The organism is Paenibacillus sp. FSL R7-0340, assembly GCF_038002205.1.
Lineage (GTDB): Bacteria > Bacillota > Bacilli > Paenibacillales > Paenibacillaceae > Paenibacillus > Paenibacillus polymyxa_B.
The window spans coordinates 4,682,984-4,701,360 of record NZ_JBBOBY010000001.1 but is presented as its reverse complement, the minus strand read 5'-3'; the positions used below and the strand labels follow the sequence as shown (position 1 = coordinate 4,701,360).

16 protein-coding genes and 1 riboswitch are annotated in these 18,377 nt (G+C 48.9%); of the genes, 12 read left to right on the top strand and 4 right to left on the bottom strand.

The annotated features are described in order from the left end of the window. The first annotated feature begins 46 nt into the window (after window positions 1–46). Window positions 47–817: an MBL fold metallo-hydrolase gene (locus MKX59_RS21005; RefSeq protein WP_023987639.1), complete on the top strand. Its 771-nt coding sequence runs from the start codon at window positions 47–49 to the stop codon at window positions 815–817. A 15-nt stretch (window positions 818–832) separates the two neighbouring features. On the opposite strand, the gene MKX59_RS21000 is transcribed toward MKX59_RS21005, so the two are convergent. Then, window positions 833–2,326, bottom strand: coding sequence for an aminotransferase-like domain-containing protein (locus MKX59_RS21000; RefSeq protein ID WP_340858867.1), 1,494 nt, complete (start codon window positions 2,324–2,326; stop codon window positions 833–835). Window positions 2,327–2,458: 132 nt separating this feature from the next. On the opposite strand from MKX59_RS21000, the gene MKX59_RS20995 reads away from it, so the two are divergent. Continuing rightward, the gene (locus MKX59_RS20995) at window positions 2,459–3,370 is read left to right on the top strand and encodes a DMT family transporter (protein WP_013309297.1); all 912 of its coding nucleotides are present in this window, start codon (window positions 2,459–2,461) and stop codon (window positions 3,368–3,370) included. 138 nt (window positions 3,371–3,508) lie between these two features. On the opposite strand, the gene MKX59_RS20990 is transcribed toward MKX59_RS20995, so the two are convergent. Continuing rightward, entirely contained in the window at window positions 3,509–4,309 is an 801-nt protein-coding gene (locus tag MKX59_RS20990) for a Cof-type HAD-IIB family hydrolase (RefSeq protein WP_023987642.1), read from the bottom strand. Between the two features lie 162 nt (window positions 4,310–4,471). Beyond that, a complete protein-coding gene (locus MKX59_RS20985) occupies window positions 4,472–5,473 on the bottom strand; it encodes a lipoate--protein ligase (RefSeq protein WP_340858865.1) in 1,002 nt (333 codons plus the stop codon). 161 nt (window positions 5,474–5,634) lie between these two features. On the opposite strand from MKX59_RS20985, the gene cobD reads away from it, so the two are divergent. The 10 genes from cobD to MKX59_RS20935 all read left to right on the top strand — a co-directional run bounded on the left by cobD (window position 5,635) and on the right by MKX59_RS20935 (window position 16,102). Next, window positions 5,635–6,738 carry a threonine-phosphate decarboxylase CobD gene (gene cobD, locus MKX59_RS20980; RefSeq protein ID WP_340858863.1) on the top strand — a complete coding sequence of 368 codons (1,104 nt, stop codon included), beginning with the start codon at window positions 5,635–5,637 and terminating at the stop codon, window positions 6,736–6,738. Then, window positions 6,728–7,699 (top strand): adenosylcobinamide-phosphate synthase CbiB, encoded by a 972-nt coding sequence (cbiB, locus tag MKX59_RS20975; protein ID WP_340858861.1) that lies wholly within the window; start codon window positions 6,728–6,730, stop codon window positions 7,697–7,699. The genes cobD and cbiB overlap by 11 nt, the downstream gene beginning before the upstream one ends. 38 nt (window positions 7,700–7,737) lie before the next feature. Further along, window positions 7,738–8,496 (top strand): histidine phosphatase family protein, encoded by a 759-nt coding sequence (locus MKX59_RS20970; RefSeq protein WP_445669763.1) that lies wholly within the window; start codon window positions 7,738–7,740, stop codon window positions 8,494–8,496. Between the two features lie 122 nt (window positions 8,497–8,618). Continuing rightward, window positions 8,619–8,812, top strand: a riboswitch (cobalamin riboswitch). A gap of 208 nt (window positions 8,813–9,020) precedes the next feature. Beyond that, a complete protein-coding gene (locus MKX59_RS20965; protein WP_160789903.1) occupies window positions 9,021–10,028 on the top strand; it encodes an ABC transporter substrate-binding protein in 1,008 nt (335 codons plus the stop codon). Further along, entirely contained in the window at window positions 10,025–11,071 is a 1,047-nt protein-coding gene (locus MKX59_RS20960; RefSeq protein ID WP_340858858.1) for a FecCD family ABC transporter permease, read from the top strand. The genes MKX59_RS20965 and MKX59_RS20960 overlap by 4 nt, the downstream gene beginning before the upstream one ends. After that, window positions 11,068–11,901, top strand: a complete 834-nt coding sequence (locus MKX59_RS20955) for an ABC transporter ATP-binding protein (RefSeq protein ID WP_023987649.1) — start codon at window positions 11,068–11,070, stop codon at window positions 11,899–11,901. The genes MKX59_RS20960 and MKX59_RS20955 overlap by 4 nt, the downstream gene beginning before the upstream one ends. Window positions 11,902–11,944: 43 nt before the next feature. Next, window positions 11,945–13,015: a nicotinate-nucleotide--dimethylbenzimidazole phosphoribosyltransferase gene (gene cobT / locus MKX59_RS20950; RefSeq protein WP_340858856.1), complete on the top strand. Its 1,071-nt coding sequence runs from the start codon at window positions 11,945–11,947 to the stop codon at window positions 13,013–13,015. Further along, the gene (gene cobU, locus MKX59_RS20945) at window positions 13,012–13,578 is read left to right on the top strand and encodes a bifunctional adenosylcobinamide kinase/adenosylcobinamide-phosphate guanylyltransferase (RefSeq protein WP_053324914.1); all 567 of its coding nucleotides are present in this window, start codon (window positions 13,012–13,014) and stop codon (window positions 13,576–13,578) included. Before cobT ends, cobU begins: the two co-directional genes overlap by 4 nt. After that, the gene (cobS, locus tag MKX59_RS20940; RefSeq protein ID WP_023987652.1) at window positions 13,575–14,444 is read left to right on the top strand and encodes an adenosylcobinamide-GDP ribazoletransferase; all 870 of its coding nucleotides are present in this window, start codon (window positions 13,575–13,577) and stop codon (window positions 14,442–14,444) included. The genes cobU and cobS overlap by 4 nt, the downstream gene beginning before the upstream one ends. A 38-nt stretch (window positions 14,445–14,482) precedes the next feature. After that, window positions 14,483–16,102, top strand: a complete 1,620-nt coding sequence (locus MKX59_RS20935) for a cobyric acid synthase (RefSeq protein ID WP_053324915.1) — start codon at window positions 14,483–14,485, stop codon at window positions 16,100–16,102. A 219-nt stretch (window positions 16,103–16,321) separates the two neighbouring features. Here the strand turns inward: MKX59_RS20935 and MKX59_RS20930 are convergent, their stop codons facing one another. Further along, on the bottom strand, window positions 16,322–18,022 hold the full coding sequence (locus tag MKX59_RS20930) for a methyl-accepting chemotaxis protein (protein WP_023987654.1): 1,701 nt from the start codon (window positions 18,020–18,022) through the stop codon (window positions 16,322–16,324). Window positions 18,023–18,377: the final 355 nt, after the last annotated feature.

Here is an 18,377-nt window from a genome sequence, read left to right as displayed (position 1 = left end):
TCGTTATAATAGTAGTAAAAAGACCCATATAGATAGGAGTTAAACCATGAATCGGCTTATTTTTCTTGGCACGGGGGATGCAATGGGGGTTCCGCGTGTATATTGTGATTGTCTCGTATGCACAGAAGCTCGCACGACAGGGGCGAATGTAAGATTGAGATCGTCTGTGCTGATCGAAAGCGAGACGGAGGACTTTATGATTGATTGTGGCCCGGACTGGCGCAGACAGCTAGAATTGCGCGGTCTGCGTTTTATCCCTACGATCCTTGTGACACATGCACATTTTGACCATATTGGAGGATTACCAGAATGGGCAGATGCCTGTCGCTGGACTGGGAACAGAGGTCGCTTGTACGCGCCACAGGAAGTGATTGACACGATCTTGCGTCAATTTTCCTGGCTCTCTGGAAACTTGGATCTTATTCCAGTAGACCAGGGAGCCCAACTTGGCGGATGGAATATCCGGGGATGGCGTGTGAATCACGGGAAGAACGGATATGCCTACGCTTATCGTCTGGAAAAGGACGGCTTCTCGTGGGCTTACTGTTCGGATTCGATTGGCTTGAATGAGGCGGAAATTCTGCCCTTGCACAATCTGAATTTGCTCGTCCTGGGAACGAGTTTTTATCATGAGGAGGCCGAGTATGCCACCCGTTCCGTATATGACATGCTGGAGGCTCAGGAGCTTATAGGAAGGCTTAAGCCTGAAAGCACGGTATTTACACATATGTCCCATGATGTGGATGTCACACGCAACTATGGGCTTCTGGAAGGGATTAGCTTGGCACACACCGGCATGAGTTTGCCGTTAGAATAAAGGTGCCCTTTACCTTTACATCGTTCGACTGATACGTAGAAGTGTGGAGATTCCTTCTTTGATTTGTAGCTCGTTGGCGTATGAATAAGACAGCCGTATATGCGTTTTACCCTCTGCGCCGATGGGATCAAACACATTGCCGGTGACAAAGGATACGGACTCTTGTATACCTTTGGCAAGTAATTCATTAGGTTTCAACGTAGAAGGCAGCTGGAGCCACAGGTTGAGTCCCCCTGCCGGGCTGGTCCACGTCCAACCGGAGTCGCGGAGACTGTCTTCCATCGTTTCCTTACGAATCTGGAGCGCGATACATAGCTTTTTAATATGCTGCTGCATACGTGGAGATTGAAAGTATTCTAAAAACAGCTTTTGATTCAGCAGTGGCGATCCATTGTCCACTAACGCTTTGACGTTCAGCAGGCTGTTCATGAGCTGTGGTCGGCAGGTCACGGCTGCGATTCGTAGACCGGGTGCGACATATTTACTGTAACTTCGAATGTAGACGACGCTTCCCGAAACATCATAGGCGAAAATCGGAGAAGGGGGCTTTTGCCCAAAGCTAATGTCATAGGTGCTGTCATCCTCAACAATAAGGCAGCCATAGCTCTCGGCTAGTTCAGGCAGTCGTTTGCGCTGCTCATCGGGGACCGTAAAGCCCGTCGGGTTGTGGAATGTTGGATTCATATAAAAGAGGCGTGGTTTTTCCGTTTTCATGCACCACTCAATCTGGTCCATATCATAACCTTCTGGTCGAATATCAGTCATAGTCAGACGTGCGCCTAGTCTACGGAATATTTCCATAGCGGGGCCATAGGCAGGGCGTTCGATCAATACACGGTCTCCTGTACGGAGCAGAGATCGGGCAATTAAATCAATGGCTTGCTGTGCTCCAGAGGTAATCAGCACTTCATCCGGTGATAAAGCAAAATGCTTATCCACGCTAAAATGCTGCGCCATGGCCTCCCGAAGCTCGGCATCGCCCTGTACAGCGGAATAGGTGGCCGCTACTTTTGGATGCTTTTCAAATACCTGCATCATCAGCTCTCCCCAAAATCGGTTGGGCAGGAGAGAGGGGTCAATCAGCGCTTTGGAAAACTGGAAATTCGCATTTACCGATTGAACGCGGCTAAGTCCATCCATTCCTCTCCAGGCTGAAACTGACGGATCATCTGCCGCATGGGCAGATTCGGAGTGAATCGTGAGGTCAATGGACGAATGTCCCGAGTAGCCAGCATATTTTGCATGCCCAGTCGCTTGGGAAGCATGAACGTAATATCCTGATTTGTCTTTTACATAGACCAGTCCCCGTTGCTTCAACTCCTGATATGCCCGGAAAACAGTTAGCCGATGTACACCCAGCTCCTGAGCCAAGCTTCGTACGGACGGCAGCTTCATGTCTGTTTGCCAATCCCCGCGATCAATCCGCACAGTTACATAATGGATAACCTGCTCATACAGCTTTAAGGCATGATCGGCTGGAAAGAGTAGTTCGCTGTTGTTCTTACCCATGCTGTCCACGCTCCTTTCTGTGTATTGTACTATATAGCACTTTAAAAACGTATACAACTGTTCTGTAGTTATACATCTGTTCTGTTCGTCCCCCTGTATGCTTAAAAGCAACTGAAGGGAGAGGGACGTATCATGATAGGTATCGCGTTTACAGTAATGTGTCTTATTTTTGGCACAACGTTTTTGGCCATAAAAGTGGGAGTGGAAGCCGGACTTCCACCATTCCTATCGGCAGGTGTACGTTTTTTCGCGGCAGGGGCGATATTGTTCATTGCTATGAAGCTGACCGGAAAAGTACGATGGTCGTTATTATGGCGTAAGGAAATGTTGCTGATTGGAGCAGGAACGACCTTCGGTACATTTTCAGCCTTGTATTGGGCAGAGCAATATGTCAGCTCGGGGATCGGAGCTATTTTGTCAGCTACCGGGCCGATGATGATCGTCATTTTGCAATCTGTACTGCTACGGCAAAAAACGTCACGGATTACGGTCGTTGGCTGCATGATCAGCTTTCTTGGTGTGGTACTGGTTGTGCTGCCCGGATTGGCGGTTCAGATCAGTGGTCTGTGGCTGGCGGGATGCCTTGTCATTTTGCTGGGGGAGCTGTGTTATTCCGGGGGAGCTCTTTATTCCAAGCGAGTGATGGATGTATTTCGTGAAACGAACCCAATTGCCCTGAATGCGGCGCAAATGATCCATGGGGGATGGATGCTGCTGTTACTGTCTGCGATCACGGAACCGTGGAGTTCTGAGGGGTGGCAGTACCTTCCTGCCATGGGGTCTTTACTTTATCTGATCCTGTTTGGTTCAATGATTGCACATACACTGTTCTACTGGCTCATGGAGCGTACAAATCCCCTGTTTCCGACGACGTGGCTGTATATATCACCGCCGATTGCGGTGGGCTTGGGAGCGTTGTTGTATGGAGAGCATGTAAGCTGGTGGATGCTGGCTGGGGTGCTGCTCATTGTGACCGGACTAATCCTTATGAACAATGGAATTATCCGTCTGGTGAACAGGCGCAAGGTACGTTCTGCTGCCTGATATTTTATAGCGGTCAGGTTATTATATGATCTGACAGAAAAGGCCTCCAAACTGTCGTATGTTACTGATCATGCGACGTTTGGAGGCTTTGTTGTTGTATTACTTTATTTAAGTATTATGGGAGCAGGCACTTTTTGCTTATTCAACATTGAGTACGAATTTGTCGATGGCGTGTTTTACACCGTCTTCGTTATTGCTACGAGTGATGTAATCAGCCAGCTTTTTCAAATCAGGAATGGCATTCTCCATCGCTATGCCGAGACCAGCACATTCAAGCATTTCATGGTCGTTCCAAGAGTCGCCGATAGCAATCGTTTCCGACAGTTCACAGCCAAAATGGTTTGCAAGGAAGGTAAGCGCATGGCCCTTGGTGCCTTCATGATGCATAATTTCCAGAAAATGAGGCTTGGATTTTGTAATGTGAACTTCATTGCCAAGCAGTTCGCGAAGTTCAGGAATTAATTCATCCAACACTTCCGGCTCGTCGATGATCAGCAGTTTAGGAGCCGGTTGCTCTATAACTTTACTGAATACAGGCTCTACAAAATATTCCGTGTTGTTCAGTTCTGTGTAATCTTTGATTTTCTGATTATCTTCACGTGTGTACAATTTGTCATCTATATACGTTTGCAGATGCAGATTGCGTTCTACGCAGAATTCATACAGGCGACGTGCAGCCACGAGTGGAACATAACGCTCATACAGCACGTTTTCGTCCAGCAGGTTTTTAACCAAAGCTCCTTGGTACGTAATGATTGGCACGTTCAAACCAGTCTGACGAGCAATTTTATGTGCAGAGGCATAAGCTCGTCCAGTAGCGAGGGTAACCACCACACCTTTCGCTACAGCAGCTTCTAATGCCTGTTGTGTCGCTGGTGTAACTTCTTTCTGGTCGTTAATGAGTGTATCATCAATATCAATGGCAATTAATTTATACATATCGGTATTCTCTCCTTTATCTCTATCATGGGGCAATGTTAAAATTGTATCTTATAATATTCAAAATGACAATATCGCAATGAAAAGGGGACGGCCCCTATAAGAGCCTGTCCCCTTATAACCACTGAAGTATTGGCTTGAAACGATGGGAAAAAGTAACGGTTAGTCTTCCAAAAATACAAGTCCAACAAAATCGTCCAGCTCAATATTACCAAAATAGTGCTTCAAATCGAGAGAGGATAAGGCTTGACGTACCTCACCTTCATCATAGCGCTTGCCACGCAGGATATTTTCAATATCAGCAACGTCACCCACGCCGAAGAAATCCCCATAGATTTTAATATCACGGACATAGCCTTCCTTAAGATCCATGCGGATATCAATAATGCCGACCGGAAATTTACGTGTGTGCTTGATATTGCTCTCGGGGGATAGACCGTAGTTCCAATCCCACGATTGGTAGCGTTCTTTGGATATTTCATGGATTTTGGCCCAATCGGTATCGGTGAGCTTATATTGAGGTACCTGATCCAATTCTGCACCGAATATGAAACGCAGCAGTTCCTCGCGAAATTGCTCTATGGTCATCTCACTGTCCATCAGTTCGCTGATGTTAGCCACGCGACTGCGGACGGATTTAGTGCTTTTGGATTTGAATTTTTCGGGATTAGCATGCAACGATGCAGCCACATTGTCCAGATTCAGGTTAAACATCAATGTACCGTGGCTGAACATCCGTCCGCGTGTGGCAAATTGGGCGTTTCCTGAAATTTTACGTTCTCCGACCTGTAGATCGTTGCGGCCTGTCATTTCAGCTTCTACTCCCATTTGGCGCAGGGCATCAATAACAGGTTGCGTAAATTTGAGGAAATTATGAAAGGACTCCCCGTTATCCTTGGTAATAAAGCTGAAATTTAAATTACCGAGGTCATGATATACAGCCCCACCGCCGGACAGGCGACGAACGACTTGAATATTGTTATCTCTAACAAACTCGGCGTTGATTTCTTCAATAGTATTTTGATGCTTGCCTATAATAATAGAAGGCTCATTAATATAAAACAGCAAATAGCTGTCATCCAGCGGTAGATGCTTGAGCGCGTATTCCTCAATAGCAAGATTAATGGCTGGATCGTGTATGCCCTGGTTGTCGATGAACAGCATGTCCATTCCTCCGTATATAAACTGTGTAATTTATGTGTGCCTCCTTCTATTGTAACCCAAGTGAGCCATGTACACAAAAGCTCATTTGCATTGACGGGACGCAAAAAGCAGCCTCATAATGGAGCTAAATGATTGGGAACGGCCGGAAAGGATGAGAGGTAATGATAGAGGTTTACGGTCATGGCGGTGACAGGGAAACAGCTGCGGCGACATTCGGCGGGGCTGCTGCTGATTTTGTAGATTTTAGTGCAAATATTAATCCGCTTGGTCCACCGCCGGAGGTGCTTGAGGCGCTGCAACACTCATTTGACACTGTGATTCGCTATCCAGACCCCGGGCATCGGAATTTTAAAAATATGCTCGCACGGCGACTGCATGTTCCACCGGAGTCGCTAAGTATCGGAAACGGAGCGGCTGAAAGTATGGCGCTCCTGCTATTGGGACTGGCTCCTAAGCGTGTGGGTACAGTGGAGCCGTGTTTTTCAGAATATGCGGAGCTGGCTGGCAAATTCGGAGCTGAGGTCAACCGGGTGTACGGGAAGGCCTCGCTTCAATGGAAGGCGGACGTGGAGGACATCCTTCAGCTCATGGAGCAGGTAGATATTTTGTTTCTTGGGCAGCCGAATAATCCAAACGGTGTGCAATATGGTAAGCAGGAGCTGTGCGAACTGGCAGAAGCGGCTGGCAAAACGGGTACCGTGCTGGTGGTGGATGAAGCATTCATTGATTTTATCCCGCTGGAACGGCGAATCTCACTACTGCCTGTGCTGGATCGTTATCCTCATGTGATTTTGATCCGGTCAATGACCAAATTTTATGCCATTCCTGGCTTGCGATTGGGCTATGCGATTGCTCATCCAGATTATATCCGGCGAATGACGGCCAAACAGGTGACCTGGAGTGTGAATGGATTGGCGTTGCTGGCTGGGGAGGCGTGTTTGAGAAGTGGGCAAGCATATGAGCACCAAACACAGGAGCTGATTGCTACGGAGCGCAACCGCCTGTTGACCGCCTTGGCGGAATGGGGCTGCGGTGTCGTTCCCGGCGAAGCCAATTACGTGCTGGCAAGGGCGCCGGGTACGTGGAGCGCATCGGCGATTCAGCAGGCGCTTGGACAACGCGGAATTCTTATACGTAGCTGTGCTATGTATCCGGGACTGACGACGAGCCATTTTCGAATTGCGGTCAAGGATGCAGAAGCCAACGACAGGCTGCTGTCTGTATTGGGTGAAGTGCTGGAGGAGGAGCAGCGGCGTGACAGTTAGCTTGATTATCCTGGCAGCCTATCTTTTGGACAGGCTGATCGGTGACCCGAGGTGGTTGCCACATCCAGTCATCGGTATGGGATATGCCATTTCAGCATTGGAAAAAGCGATTCGCCGCCAGGCCCGAAGTGACCGGGGGTTGAAACGTGCGGGTATACTGCTTCCACTCATTGTGGCGGGAGGCTCCTTTACGCTCGCCTGGGCGCTATTGCACTTGCTTGCCTGGATTCATCCGTGGTTGTCTGTCGGCGTAGAAATGGTGCTGATTGCGACCACGATTGCTTCCAAAGGACTAAAGGACGCAGGAATGGCAGTATACCGAGCGTTGCAGGCGGATGACCTGGCTGCGGCACGGCGGGAGCTGGGCATGATAGTTGGGCGAGATACGCAACAGCTTGATGAGCCTGAGATTGTACGCGGTACCGTCGAAACGGTCGCTGAAAATATCGTGGACGCGATTATTTCCCCGCTTTTTTATGCCTTGATCGGGGGAGCACCCTTGGCGCTGGCTTATCGTGCTGTGAATACGCTCGATTCCATGGTTGGCTACAAAAATGAAAAGTATCTGCATTTAGGCTGGGCTTCAGCACGTCTGGATGATGTCGCTAACTACATTCCGGCACGCCTGACAGCGGCAATGCTTGTGGTAGCGGCGTGGATGTACAAGCGAGATGCTGCAAGAAGCTGGCGCACAGTCAAGCGAGACGCTCGTCTGCACCCAAGCCCGAACAGTGGCTTCCCGGAATCGGCTGTTGCCGGTGCACTGGGGATTCGTCTTGGAGGCTATAATGTGTATCATGGCGTGCGCTCCTTTCGTGCATACATGGGCGATTGGATACGACCGCTAGAGTCGAAAGATATACGGCATACGATCCAGTTGATGTTCGCCGTGTCCAGTATGTTTGTAGGATTGTGTTTGTTAGGAGCCGCAGGTTGTTTTGCCTTGGGATGGGTGCGGTGAGGAGTGACACACTGAATAATGATCGAGCAGGAAGTGACATGATCTTGAAACAAGATATAGCAGCAAAAAGGACAGTAGAATACGCACAAAGTCCGAACTCACAGGAGGATAAGGTGCCGTATGATGCTAAAGAAGATCTGCATTGGGACATGGAACTCGTGTTAGTTCGTCACGGCACAACCTTATGGAACAAGGAACGTCGATATCTAGGACACTCCGACTTAGGTTTGCTACCGGGAGCAGAGCAGGAATTAAAGCCTTTGCAAGAAAAATTGCAAGGGCAGTCCTTTGCTCGAATCTATTGCAGCGATTTAATGCGATGTCGCCAGACCTTGCAGATCATTGTGCCGGAATCAGAATTGACGTCTGGAGGTTCCCTATCTACTACGTCTCCTATGATGGAACCACGTCTGCGAGAGCTTCATTTTGGTGAGTGGGATGGAAAAACGTATGACATGCTCAAGGATGTGTCGTTGTATCGCGCTTGGATTGATGAGCCGCAACGGATAACCCCTCCTGGAGGAGAGTCTTGGGCAGATTTTGTGAATCGTCTACGGAAATTTCTTGACTCTCTGTATGAATGGCGTGTTGCTATGGAAGTTCAACCCATGGATTTGACTGCTGCGCCACCCTCTGTTTTGGTCGTTACGCATGGTGGCGTAATTCGTCAGTTAGCTTGCATGCTGATACCGGGCCATGATTTTTGGAGTTTGAATCCGAAGCCGGGAGAAGCATTTAGGATTCAATTGAGGCTGGCAGGACGGCACAATTACATAGCAGAAATGCTTCCTCATTAGGTTAGACACCAGCGGATAAAGAGGCTGTTTGGGTTGTAAGCCGCCTCTTTTTAACCTATAATCATCAAGTAAAAGAACGGCTTGACTACCACTACATCAAATATCCAGCAGACGAGGTCGGCGCAGCGTGATGAAACTATGGTTTCCCTTGCCTGCGCTGTTAAAAGGGAAGTCGGTGTGAGTCCGGCGCGGTCCCGCCACTGTAAATGGAAACATGCCCGTTAGTCCTGCTTTATGTGCTACTAAGCATATGAAAGAATTTCAGGACATGCATTTTACCATAAGTCAGGATACCTGCCCGTCCGCCTGTCACCATAATCCTTCGAGGAAAGGATGACGTGTTCGCAGTGACTGTCCATGCGGAAAGAAGCTGCCGCCTGCGCACGATCTGCGCTAACGTAACCCCTGTGTCCTGATATGAGGATGCGGGGTTTTTTTGATAGGAAAAGAAGGCTGGATTTAGAAGATATCTGATGATGTTCAAGTAACGCTCTTAACGATTTTTTTATGAAGGGGTGCAAATCATGGCAGGAAAAAAAATAAAGGTTTGGACAACAGGTCTATTGGTTCTGATTTTGGCAGTTGTGCTGAGTGCATGTGGAGCTAATGGGAAAAATGCTGAAAATAAAGAGAACCAGACTTCTTCACAGCAGCCGGGACAGACCGTAACCGCACAAGAGCCTCCGGGCAAAACAGTTTACCCACTCACAGTTAAGGATGCAACAGGACAGGAATTTACATTCAAAAAAGCGCCGGATAAAATCGTTTCCGTCTCCCCGGCAGAAACCGAGGCGCTGTTCGCCATCGGGCTGGATAAGGAAATTGTCGGTGTCTCCGACTACTCTGATTACCCAGAAGCAGCTACGAAAAAGCCTAAAGTGGGCGGTATTATGAAACCGAACGAAGAGGCGATCATTGCTGCTAACCCGGAAGTCGTTTTTGCAGGGATATCACTTAGTGAACAGGCTACGACCAAGCTGCGCGATATGGGAATTATGATTTTTAAAACGGAACCGAAGACAGTTGAAGATGTCATGGCTAACATCGAATTGTATGGGAAAATCACCGATCATCAGAAAGAAGCGAGAGCGGTGACTGACAAGATGAGAGCAGATGTAGCTGAAGTGAAAGAAGGAATTAAAAATATCGGTAAAGGGCAGAAGCTGCGGGTATACGTCGAGTTTTCACCAGGCTGGACAGTTGGTAAAGGCGAGTTTATGGACGAGCTGATCACGTTAGCGGGCGGCGAAAATGTAGGTGCCACGCAGAAGGGGTGGTACCAAATTAGTGAGGAAAATATTATTGCTGCGAACCCTGACGTGATTTTGTACAGCAAAAGTGTCAAGGACGACAAAACTGGTCAAACGCTCGGCGAAATCATTAAAGCTCGCAGTGGATGGGATCAAATATCGGCTGTTCGCCACAACCGGGTATTTGCCGTGGATGATAATTTGATTAGTCGTCCGGGTCCACGCGTAACGGAAGGTCTCAAGGAAGTGGCCAAGGGCGTGTATCCTGAAATTTTCAAATGAACCGTAAACTGATCGGCTTTGGAGGAACAGGTCTTGTCCTGCTGTTACTGACGCTACTGTTCTGTCTTGGCATCGGCTCGGCCAAGCTTCCGGTCAGCCAGATCACGGGCATTCTGGTTAACCACCTTCCATGGTTAGGCGATACGTTTACACCGGATTGGAATACATCCTCAGAGCAAATTATTTTGAAGGTCAGATTGCCACGAGTGTTACTGGGAATGTTGGTAGGAGCAGCGCTGGCGCTGGCGGGAGCCGGATTTCAGGGTGTGCTGCGTAATCCTTTGGCTGATCCGTATACACTGGGGGTATCCTCGGGGGCTTCGGTAGGAGCGGCAGTACTGATTTATTGGGGCCTTCAATTTTCATTTGTTGGCATATGGACGCTGCCGCTAGTGGCATTTACGACCGGAATGCTGACGCTGTGGATGGTGCTGACGTTGGCACGGGAAGGTGGAAAAATTCCGACACAAAGTCTCATTTTGTCGGGTGTGGTGATGCAATCCTTTCTGGGGGCGGTTGTTTCCTTTCTGACAGCCATGTCGAAGGAGACGGTCAATGAAATATTGTACTGGACGATGGGAAGTCTTAGCCTGCGCGGTTGGTCATATACAGGAATCCTTTTACCTTATGTGGTCATAGGACTGGTATTTCTATGGAACCGGGCACGTGTGCTGAATATTTTGGCTTTGGGTGAACGTCAGGCGGCTCACATGGGAGTTCATGTAGATGCGACGAAGCTATCTGTTCTGATCATTTCCACGCTGCTGACAGCAGCCGCTGTCTCGGTATGTGGAGTGATTGGCTTTGTGGGACTCGTTGTACCGCATATCATTCGTCTGGTGACAGGGCCTGATTACCGGATGATTGTTCCATTATCTGCGCTCGGTGGAGCTATTTTTATGGCTTGGGCAGATACGGCGGCTCGCACGTTGTTAGCCCCCACGGAAATTCCTCTGGGCGTGATGACGGCCTTTGTTGGGGCACCGTTCTTCGCATATCTCCTGTACCGGAACAAGAAGCTGCGCAGGGGGGAAATGCTGTGACAGAACAAAGTGAATCACAGAAGGTACATGATCGGGCGTTAGAGGTAGCGGGTCTAACACGTGCCTATGGAGAGTTCCATGCGTTAAAGAATATAAGCTGGAGCGTCGACGAAGGAACTTGGTGGGGGATTATTGGTCCGAACGGCAGTGGAAAATCCACCTTGCTGCATTTGCTTTCCGGTGTAGATCAGCCAACTTCGGGAAACGTTCATATCTATGGCAAAAAGGTCGGTAGCTACAGCAGAAAAGAGCTTTCCCGACTCATAGCCGTACTCCAACAGGAAGGGCTTCCTCCAGTGGGATACACCGTCAGGGAAGTCGTAGAAATGGGACGTTTTCCTCATCAGGACTGGCTAGGCAGGGAAAAGGGTGTTGATGTGGAGGCGATCACGGATCGCGTGCTAGAGCGATTGGGTCTTACCACGCTGGCGGACAGAGCATTGGACCGCTTGAGTGGGGGACAGCGACAGCGTGTAGCTTTGGCAAAAGTAATGGTGCAGGAGCCACGAATATTGCTGCTGGACGAGCCTACGACCTATCTGGACTTGCGCTATCAGCTTGAATTTATGGAACTGCTGGCAGATTGGCGCCAAGAAACGGGTGTGACGATCATTGCGGTCTTGCATGATCTTAACTTGACAGCCCAATTTTGCGAAGATTTGCTTGTACTCAAAGATGGAATGGTTGAAGGATTGGGAGCTTCATCGAAGTTATTAACCGAGGATCGGATTCGACGAGTATACGGTGTTGAGCCTGTGATGCTTCCGCATCCCGATAGCGGTGTGCCGCAGCTCTTGCTGCGCAGGAGTGCTTCGGATACAGCAGATTAAATAAACGATGAAACACACTTAAAAAGAGCAGGGAGTGGAAGTTATGAACAACAAGCTGCGTCAGCTGATCGATAGCATTGCCCAGCCGGATGTGGTGGCGGCCTCGGCAGCTTCATCCCATTTGGACCAATTAACAAAGCCACCGGGAAGTCTTGGAAAGTTGGAAAGTGTGGCCATCAAGCTAGCAGGAATTACAGGAGTGGACAAGCCTGAATTTGATCGTAAAACGGTTATGGTCATGGCTGCGGATCACGGTGTGTGTGAAGAGGGAGTCAGTGCCTTTCCGGCTGAGGTTACACAGCAAATGCTGTATAACATGCTGTCAGGTGGCGCGGCAATTAATGTGCTGGCACGCCATGCGGGCGCAGATGTCAAGGTGGTAGATGTTGGCGTGAATGCGGATGTCGCTCACGTGAATCTGGTGGACCGTAAGGTACGCATGGGTACTTCGAATATAGCTAAAGGGCCAGCGATGCTGCGTACGGAAGCGGAACAGGCGGTTTTGGCCGGAGCTGAAGCCGTAGCAGAAGCGGTCAAAGGTGGCACACGGCTATTCGTTACCGGAGAGCTGGGCATCGGGAATACGACAGCCAGCGCTGCGGTCGTATGTGCTCTCACCGGACTGGAGCCGGAAGTTATCGTAGGCCGGGGGACGGGTGTAGATATGGCTGGGCTTACCCGTAAAATATCGGTTGTCTGCCGCGCATTGGACGTGAACCAGCCAGATGCAAATGATGCGCTCGACGTGCTCACTAAGGTCGGCGGTCTGGAGATTGCCGCCTTGGCAGGAGTCATCCTCGGGGCAGCCGCACATCGCTGTCCAGTCGTGTTGGACGGCTTTATTTCAGGCGCAGCCGCCCTCGCAGCGCGTGCACTTGCGCCTGCAAGCGCTGCGTACATGCTTGCTTCGCATGCCTCGGACGAGCGCGGGCACGCGGCGGTGCTCCGCCAGCTCATGCTGGAGCCCATGCTTCATTTGGACATGCGGCTCGGGGAGGGCACAGGCGGTGCGCTTAGCTTGCACCTGATTGATGCGGCGTGCCGCATTATGCGCGAAATGGCGACCTTTGCCGATGCAGGCGTATCGGACGGTCAGGGAGCCGCGCAGCGATGAAAGCGCTCGTGACCGGCGGGGCACGCAGCGGGAAAAGCGGCTTTGCCGAGCGATTATGCATGTCGCGCGCGCCTGGCGCCTGCTACATTGCAACGGCGCAAGCCTATGACATGGAGATGAAGGAGCGCATCGCCCTTCATCGGGTCCAGCGCGAGTCTGCCGGATACGACTGGCAGACTCTGGAGGAAGCGCAGGCGCTGCCGGAGCTGCTGCGACGGCTTGGCGGCGATCAAGCGTCGCAGCCATCACCCGCGCCTATGGTGCTAGTCGACTGCCTAACCCTGTGGCTGTCGAACGTGCTGCTGGCCGCAGGCGAGGACGGCGAAGCTGCGTCCAGAGCTGCCATTAATGAACTGGCGGCAGCTGTGGAGCAGTATCCGGGGCAGCTCGTCATCGTGACCAACGAGGTTGGTGACGGTATTGTGCCCGAATATCCGCTTGGTCGGCTGTATCGGGATTTGAGTGGGGTTATGAATCAGCGGATTGCCCGTCTTTGTGATGAAGTATTTTTGGTGACGGCGGGCATTCCCGTAGAACTCAAACAGTTGGAATATAAGCTATGAGCCGCGAACGTCAGGCTGTTGCTGCGGCTTTTCAATTTTTAACGCGTCTTCCGGTGAAGGCGGAATTGGATTTTTCCCCGGATTTGCTTAAACGCAGTGCAAGTTATTATCCGCTGGTCGGAGTGGTTATTGGCATCATTGTCTGGGGCTTTGCGGCGCTTACTTCTATGGTGTTGCCGCCGTTGCCGTGTGCGATTCTTACGCTTGTTGTCTGGGTTTGGTTGACGGGCGGATTGCATTTGGACGGGTGGATGGATGCGGCTGATGCCTTGTTCAGCTACCGATCCCGTGAGCGGATGCTGGAGATTATGAAGGATAGCCGTGTAGGAGCAATGGGCGTTATTGCTTGTGTGTTGCTACTCATGCTCAAGGCTTCTTTGCTGTATACAGTGTTGGTTGAACGGAATGTGTCTGGCTTACTGCTGCTTCCGATGGTTTGGAGCCGCTGGTTTATGGTACATGCAATGAAGCGCTGGCCTAAAGCCCGTAATGATGATGGGCTGGCTGCGCGTTTTGCTGATATGAGTGGTGGACGCGTAGGGTTAGCCGTATTCTGGGCTGTATTAGTGACCCTGAGTGCTGCCGTAGGACAATATCTTCTGGCAGGTTTGGCTACAGCAACAAGGGATACTGGGAATCTGTCGTTGGCAGGATCAACCATACAGACGTTCCTTTCATATTCTGAGAGCCTTCCAATCTCGATAGGTTTTGTGTTGATTCCGGTCTTGGCTTACGGTGTTGGAACCTTCACGGCAAACCGTATTAACCGCCGCTTGGGTGGACTTACGGGAGATATATACGGAACTTTAAACGAATTGCTGGAGACTGTTTTATTGTTGTTTATTGTAATTTTGTACGGGTTGTGACCAGATTTGAAATGAATTCGTTAAAGGGGAAGAGGCAATTGTCAACTTTCGAACCGTCCTGCACGAACCCGGCAGCCGTATTGATGCTTCAAGGAACAGCGTCGGATGTGGGCAAAAGCGTGGTGACAACTGCGCTTTGCCGTATTTTTACGCAGGACGGATATCGTCCCGCACCGTTTAAGTCGCAAAATATGGCGTTAAACTCTTATGTTACCGAGGACGGCAAGGAAATTGGACGCGCTCAGGGGGTGCAGGCTGAGGCCTGCGGTATTGAGGCCACGACTGACATGAATCCGATTCTGATTAAGCCAGTCAAAGATATGCACTCACAAATTGTTGTACACGGTGTACCTTATGCCTATATGAGCGCCTCCGATTACCGGAAGGATTTTTTGCCAAAAGCCAAACAGACCGTTATGGATGCTCTGAATCGGTTGCGTAATACCTATGATATTGTCCTTATGGAAGGGGCAGGCAGCCCGGCAGAGATTAATTTGAAGGACCGAGATATCGTAAATATGAATTTGGCAGGTTGGGCGGATGCACCAGTGTTGCTTATTTCAGATATCGACCGGGGCGGTGTTTTTGCTTCTCTCGTAGGAACCATCGAGTTACTGGAACCCCATGAAGTACAGCGTATCCGCGGATTTATCATTAACAAATTCAGAGGTGATCTGTCTCTGCTTCAACCGGGATTAGACTGGCTGGAAGAACGGACGGGCATTCCTGTACTCGGTGTATTGCCCTATCTACCAGACATTCGCATTGAAGCAGAGGATTCGGTAGTACTGGACAAGAAGCCCAAGCAATCTGCAAAAGGTAAAGAACTGGATATTGCGGTGATACGATATCCGCGGATTTCCAATTTTACGGACACGGATGCTCTGGCCGCAGAGCCGGATGTGAGTGTTCGTTATGTCACAGAATCCGGACAGTTGGGCGTACCGGACGCCATTATCTTACCGGGGACCAAAGACACCATTGGAGACCTGCTGGAATTGCGTGAGAGAGGTCTGGAGAAAGACATTCGGCAGGCTATGAATACTGGACGCACACAGCTAGTTGGCATTTGTGGAGGTTATCAGATGCTGGGTACAGCGCTATTTGATCCCCAAGCCGTCGAATCTGGGTTGCCGCAGCAGGCAGAAGGGTTAGGTTGGCTGGCTCTATCCACGACTTTTTTAAAGGAAAAGCAAACCGTACGCGTACAGGGAACCCTGTCTAATCATTGCCCGCTTTTGCTTAGTACTGCGCCTGATTCGGGTTCTGCCTCTAAGCCAAGCATTGAAGGCTATGAAATACATATGGGCGTTACGGAGTATGTTACGGAACCATACGAACCTACAGATATAACTTTTAACCTAAGCGAAATGAAAAGGTTATTCCATATCCGGCGTGGCGAAGGAACAGCTTTTGAGGAAGGCTGGGGTACGACAGACGGTAAAGTATGGGGAACCTATTTGCACGGTGTGTTTGATAATGACCGTTTTCGTCGGTGCTGGCTGGATGGATTGCGACAAACCAAGGGCTTGGCACCTTTAGAAAGCACTTTTACTGTACGTGAAGCCAAGGAACGAGAGTTTGACCGTGTCGCAGAGGTGGTACGGGCTCATTTAGATATGGAGCAAATTTATCGTATTATGGGAATGAATTCATAAACTTCATGGATGATTATTAAAATCGCTTTTAAAAAATAAAGAGGTATTTCTACAGCCATTTTCAAGACTGTGAGATACCTCTTTTTATTCAGGATTTTGCAAAATTCGATTCCAGTCGCTCTGAAGTGCAAGATATAGACGAACTAAACCATTTCGATCTACATCTTGTCCATTGGAAGTCGTTTATGGGATTTTTGCAAAATCCTCTATTGTATCGGCTTACGTAATTTTAAATTTTTGAACTGCCTTTTGCAGCTCGGTTGCTTGTTTGCTTAATTGGCGAACAACCTCGCTGTGGCTTTCCATTTCATTTAGTTGCTCATCGGCGTTAAAACCGATTTCTTGAATCATATGCTGTGCATTGGCAGCGATGAGAGCTGTCTCTTCCACGGAAGCAGATACTTCCTCCGAGCTGGCGGATACTTGCTCCGTTGCTGCAGATACCGTTTGAATCGTAGCATTGATCTTTTGCATAAGCTCACTTAGCTGGTTAAAGGCTGAGCTCGCTTGTTGAACCATTTCCGTTCCCGAATGAATTTCACGGCTAACCTGGGTCACAGAGTCCACAGATTGTTGCGATACTTCTTGAATGGTAACCAAATAGTCAGAAATTTCTTGTGTGGCTTCTTTAGATTGCTCGGCAAGCTTGCGTACTTCTCCAGCTACTACGGCGAAGCCCCGTCCATGTTCGCCCGCACGGGCAGCTTCAATGGAGGCATTCAGGGACAACATTTGAATTTGCTTCGTAATATCGAAAATAGCCGAAACGATACTGCCAATGGCTTCTGAACGCTCATTCATACTATGGATGTATCGAAGCGATTCATCGGCAGCATGTCCTACCTGTGACATTTGAGCTACAGCTTTTTGAGCGAGCGTATTACCGTTAACCGTTTCTTTCGTTGCTTCACTGATTTGATCGGATACATCATTGGCAGAGGAGGCGATGTGCTGAACACCTTGAGCGATTTCCTCCATAGCCTGTGCATTTTCAGCAGCAGTTGTAGCTATGCTGGTACTGCCCTTTGCTACTTCCTCTGCGGCAACTGTAGAGTCCTGCACTTTTACACTCATAGCCTCAGTCCGACGAAGCAGCTCGTCCGATCCTTCAACAACCGCACCGGATGTAGAAAGCACATGGCCGATCATTTCTTTCAAGTTATGAGACATTGATTGGAAGCTGCGGGCAAGTTGGGCAATTTCATTGACTCCATGAACTTTCGCTTCTTGTGAAAGATCACCTTGAGCGATTTTTTCGCTATGACGAACCAATTCAGCAATGGGTTCTACAACTTTACGTATCACGAGGGTAGAAATAATTCCGCCCAGCAGGAGCGTTGCCACTGTAATACCTATGCAAATCCATAAAATTTGTTGGGATTTTTCCTGTACGAATCCGACATCTTCGTTCACACCCAGAACTAGATTACTACCCGATATAGCAAAGAAGGCGGTTTTGTGTACTCCGTACGAATCGCTGTAAATTTCACTGATATTCATCTCGCCTTGTTTTGCTTTTTTAATATCCTCTACAGGAATGAGTGCATCCTTGACCTTGTATACTGATTTTACATTCCTTGCGACGACTTCGGCTTTACCATCCTTTACTACTGCGATATATGCCGATTCTAATTTGAGAGTATCGACCTTGTCCTGAAGATAGGATTCCATCTGTATAGCGGAGCCGGAATCAGAACCGCTTCCTTGTTGGGCCTGAACCGCTAAGGAAATATTGAGATCCTGATACACATTTTTAGCTCCAGTTTCTAGCAATTGGTCTACTTGAGGCATGACACTGTTATTAATGATACTCATGGATATTGCATAGAAACTGATGCTGAACAAAAGGGATGCAAAGAGCTGAATCAGCAAAAACATAATTCGTAATTTCGCGCCAATGGAACGATTAAAACTCTTCATGAAAATTCTCCTCTCACATGATGGTAATAAAATCAGACGAATTCCCCTGCTTGATGTAGGCCGCTTGTCCAATAAGATACTAGGCACGCCATGATCTACTTGTTTTCCTCTCCTTGCTTGAAGAAAAGACTGAAAATGTTCGGATTCTATGTATATTTCAGCTGTATTCAAGGGACAAGAATGTGAAAGGGAAGTAATCCATGATTTACTAAAAAGTAGGTTAGACCTATTTTACATAATTAACAGGCGGTTGAATAGTCATATTTGCCCAAAAACAAACAAAAAATATATAACTATGGTCTTAGGTGTTTAGATGTAAGTTAGATGTAAATTATCAGGTGCATAAAAACGAATA

Coding starts and splice junctions, on each gene's coding strand:
- cobT (WP_340858856.1), top strand. CDS start 11,945: ATGAACAACAAGCTGCGTCAGCTGATCGATAGCATTGCCCAGCCGGAT.
- MKX59_RS21005 (WP_023987639.1), top strand. CDS start 47: ATGAATCGGCTTATTTTTCTTGGCACGGGGGATGCAATGGGGGTTCCG.
- cobD (WP_340858863.1), top strand. CDS start 5,635: ATGATAGAGGTTTACGGTCATGGCGGTGACAGGGAAACAGCTGCGGCG.
- MKX59_RS20965 (WP_160789903.1), top strand. CDS start 9,021: ATGGCAGGAAAAAAAATAAAGGTTTGGACAACAGGTCTATTGGTTCTG.
- MKX59_RS20990 (WP_023987642.1), bottom strand. CDS start 4,309: ATGTATAAATTAATTGCCATTGATATTGATGATACACTCATTAACGAC.
- MKX59_RS21000 (WP_340858867.1), bottom strand. CDS start 2,326: ATGGGTAAGAACAACAGCGAACTACTCTTTCCAGCCGATCATGCCTTA.
- MKX59_RS20960 (WP_340858858.1), top strand. CDS start 10,025: ATGAACCGTAAACTGATCGGCTTTGGAGGAACAGGTCTTGTCCTGCTG.
- MKX59_RS20985 (WP_340858865.1), bottom strand. CDS start 5,473: ATGCTGTTCATCGACAACCAGGGCATACACGATCCAGCCATTAATCTT.
- MKX59_RS20995 (WP_013309297.1), top strand. CDS start 2,459: ATGATAGGTATCGCGTTTACAGTAATGTGTCTTATTTTTGGCACAACG.
- MKX59_RS20930 (WP_023987654.1), bottom strand. CDS start 18,022: ATGAAGAGTTTTAATCGTTCCATTGGCGCGAAATTACGAATTATGTTT.
- cobU (WP_053324914.1), top strand. CDS start 13,012: ATGAAAGCGCTCGTGACCGGCGGGGCACGCAGCGGGAAAAGCGGCTTT.
- cobS (WP_023987652.1), top strand. CDS start 13,575: ATGAGCCGCGAACGTCAGGCTGTTGCTGCGGCTTTTCAATTTTTAACG.
- MKX59_RS20970 (WP_445669763.1), top strand. CDS start 7,738: ATGATCTTGAAACAAGATATAGCAGCAAAAAGGACAGTAGAATACGCA.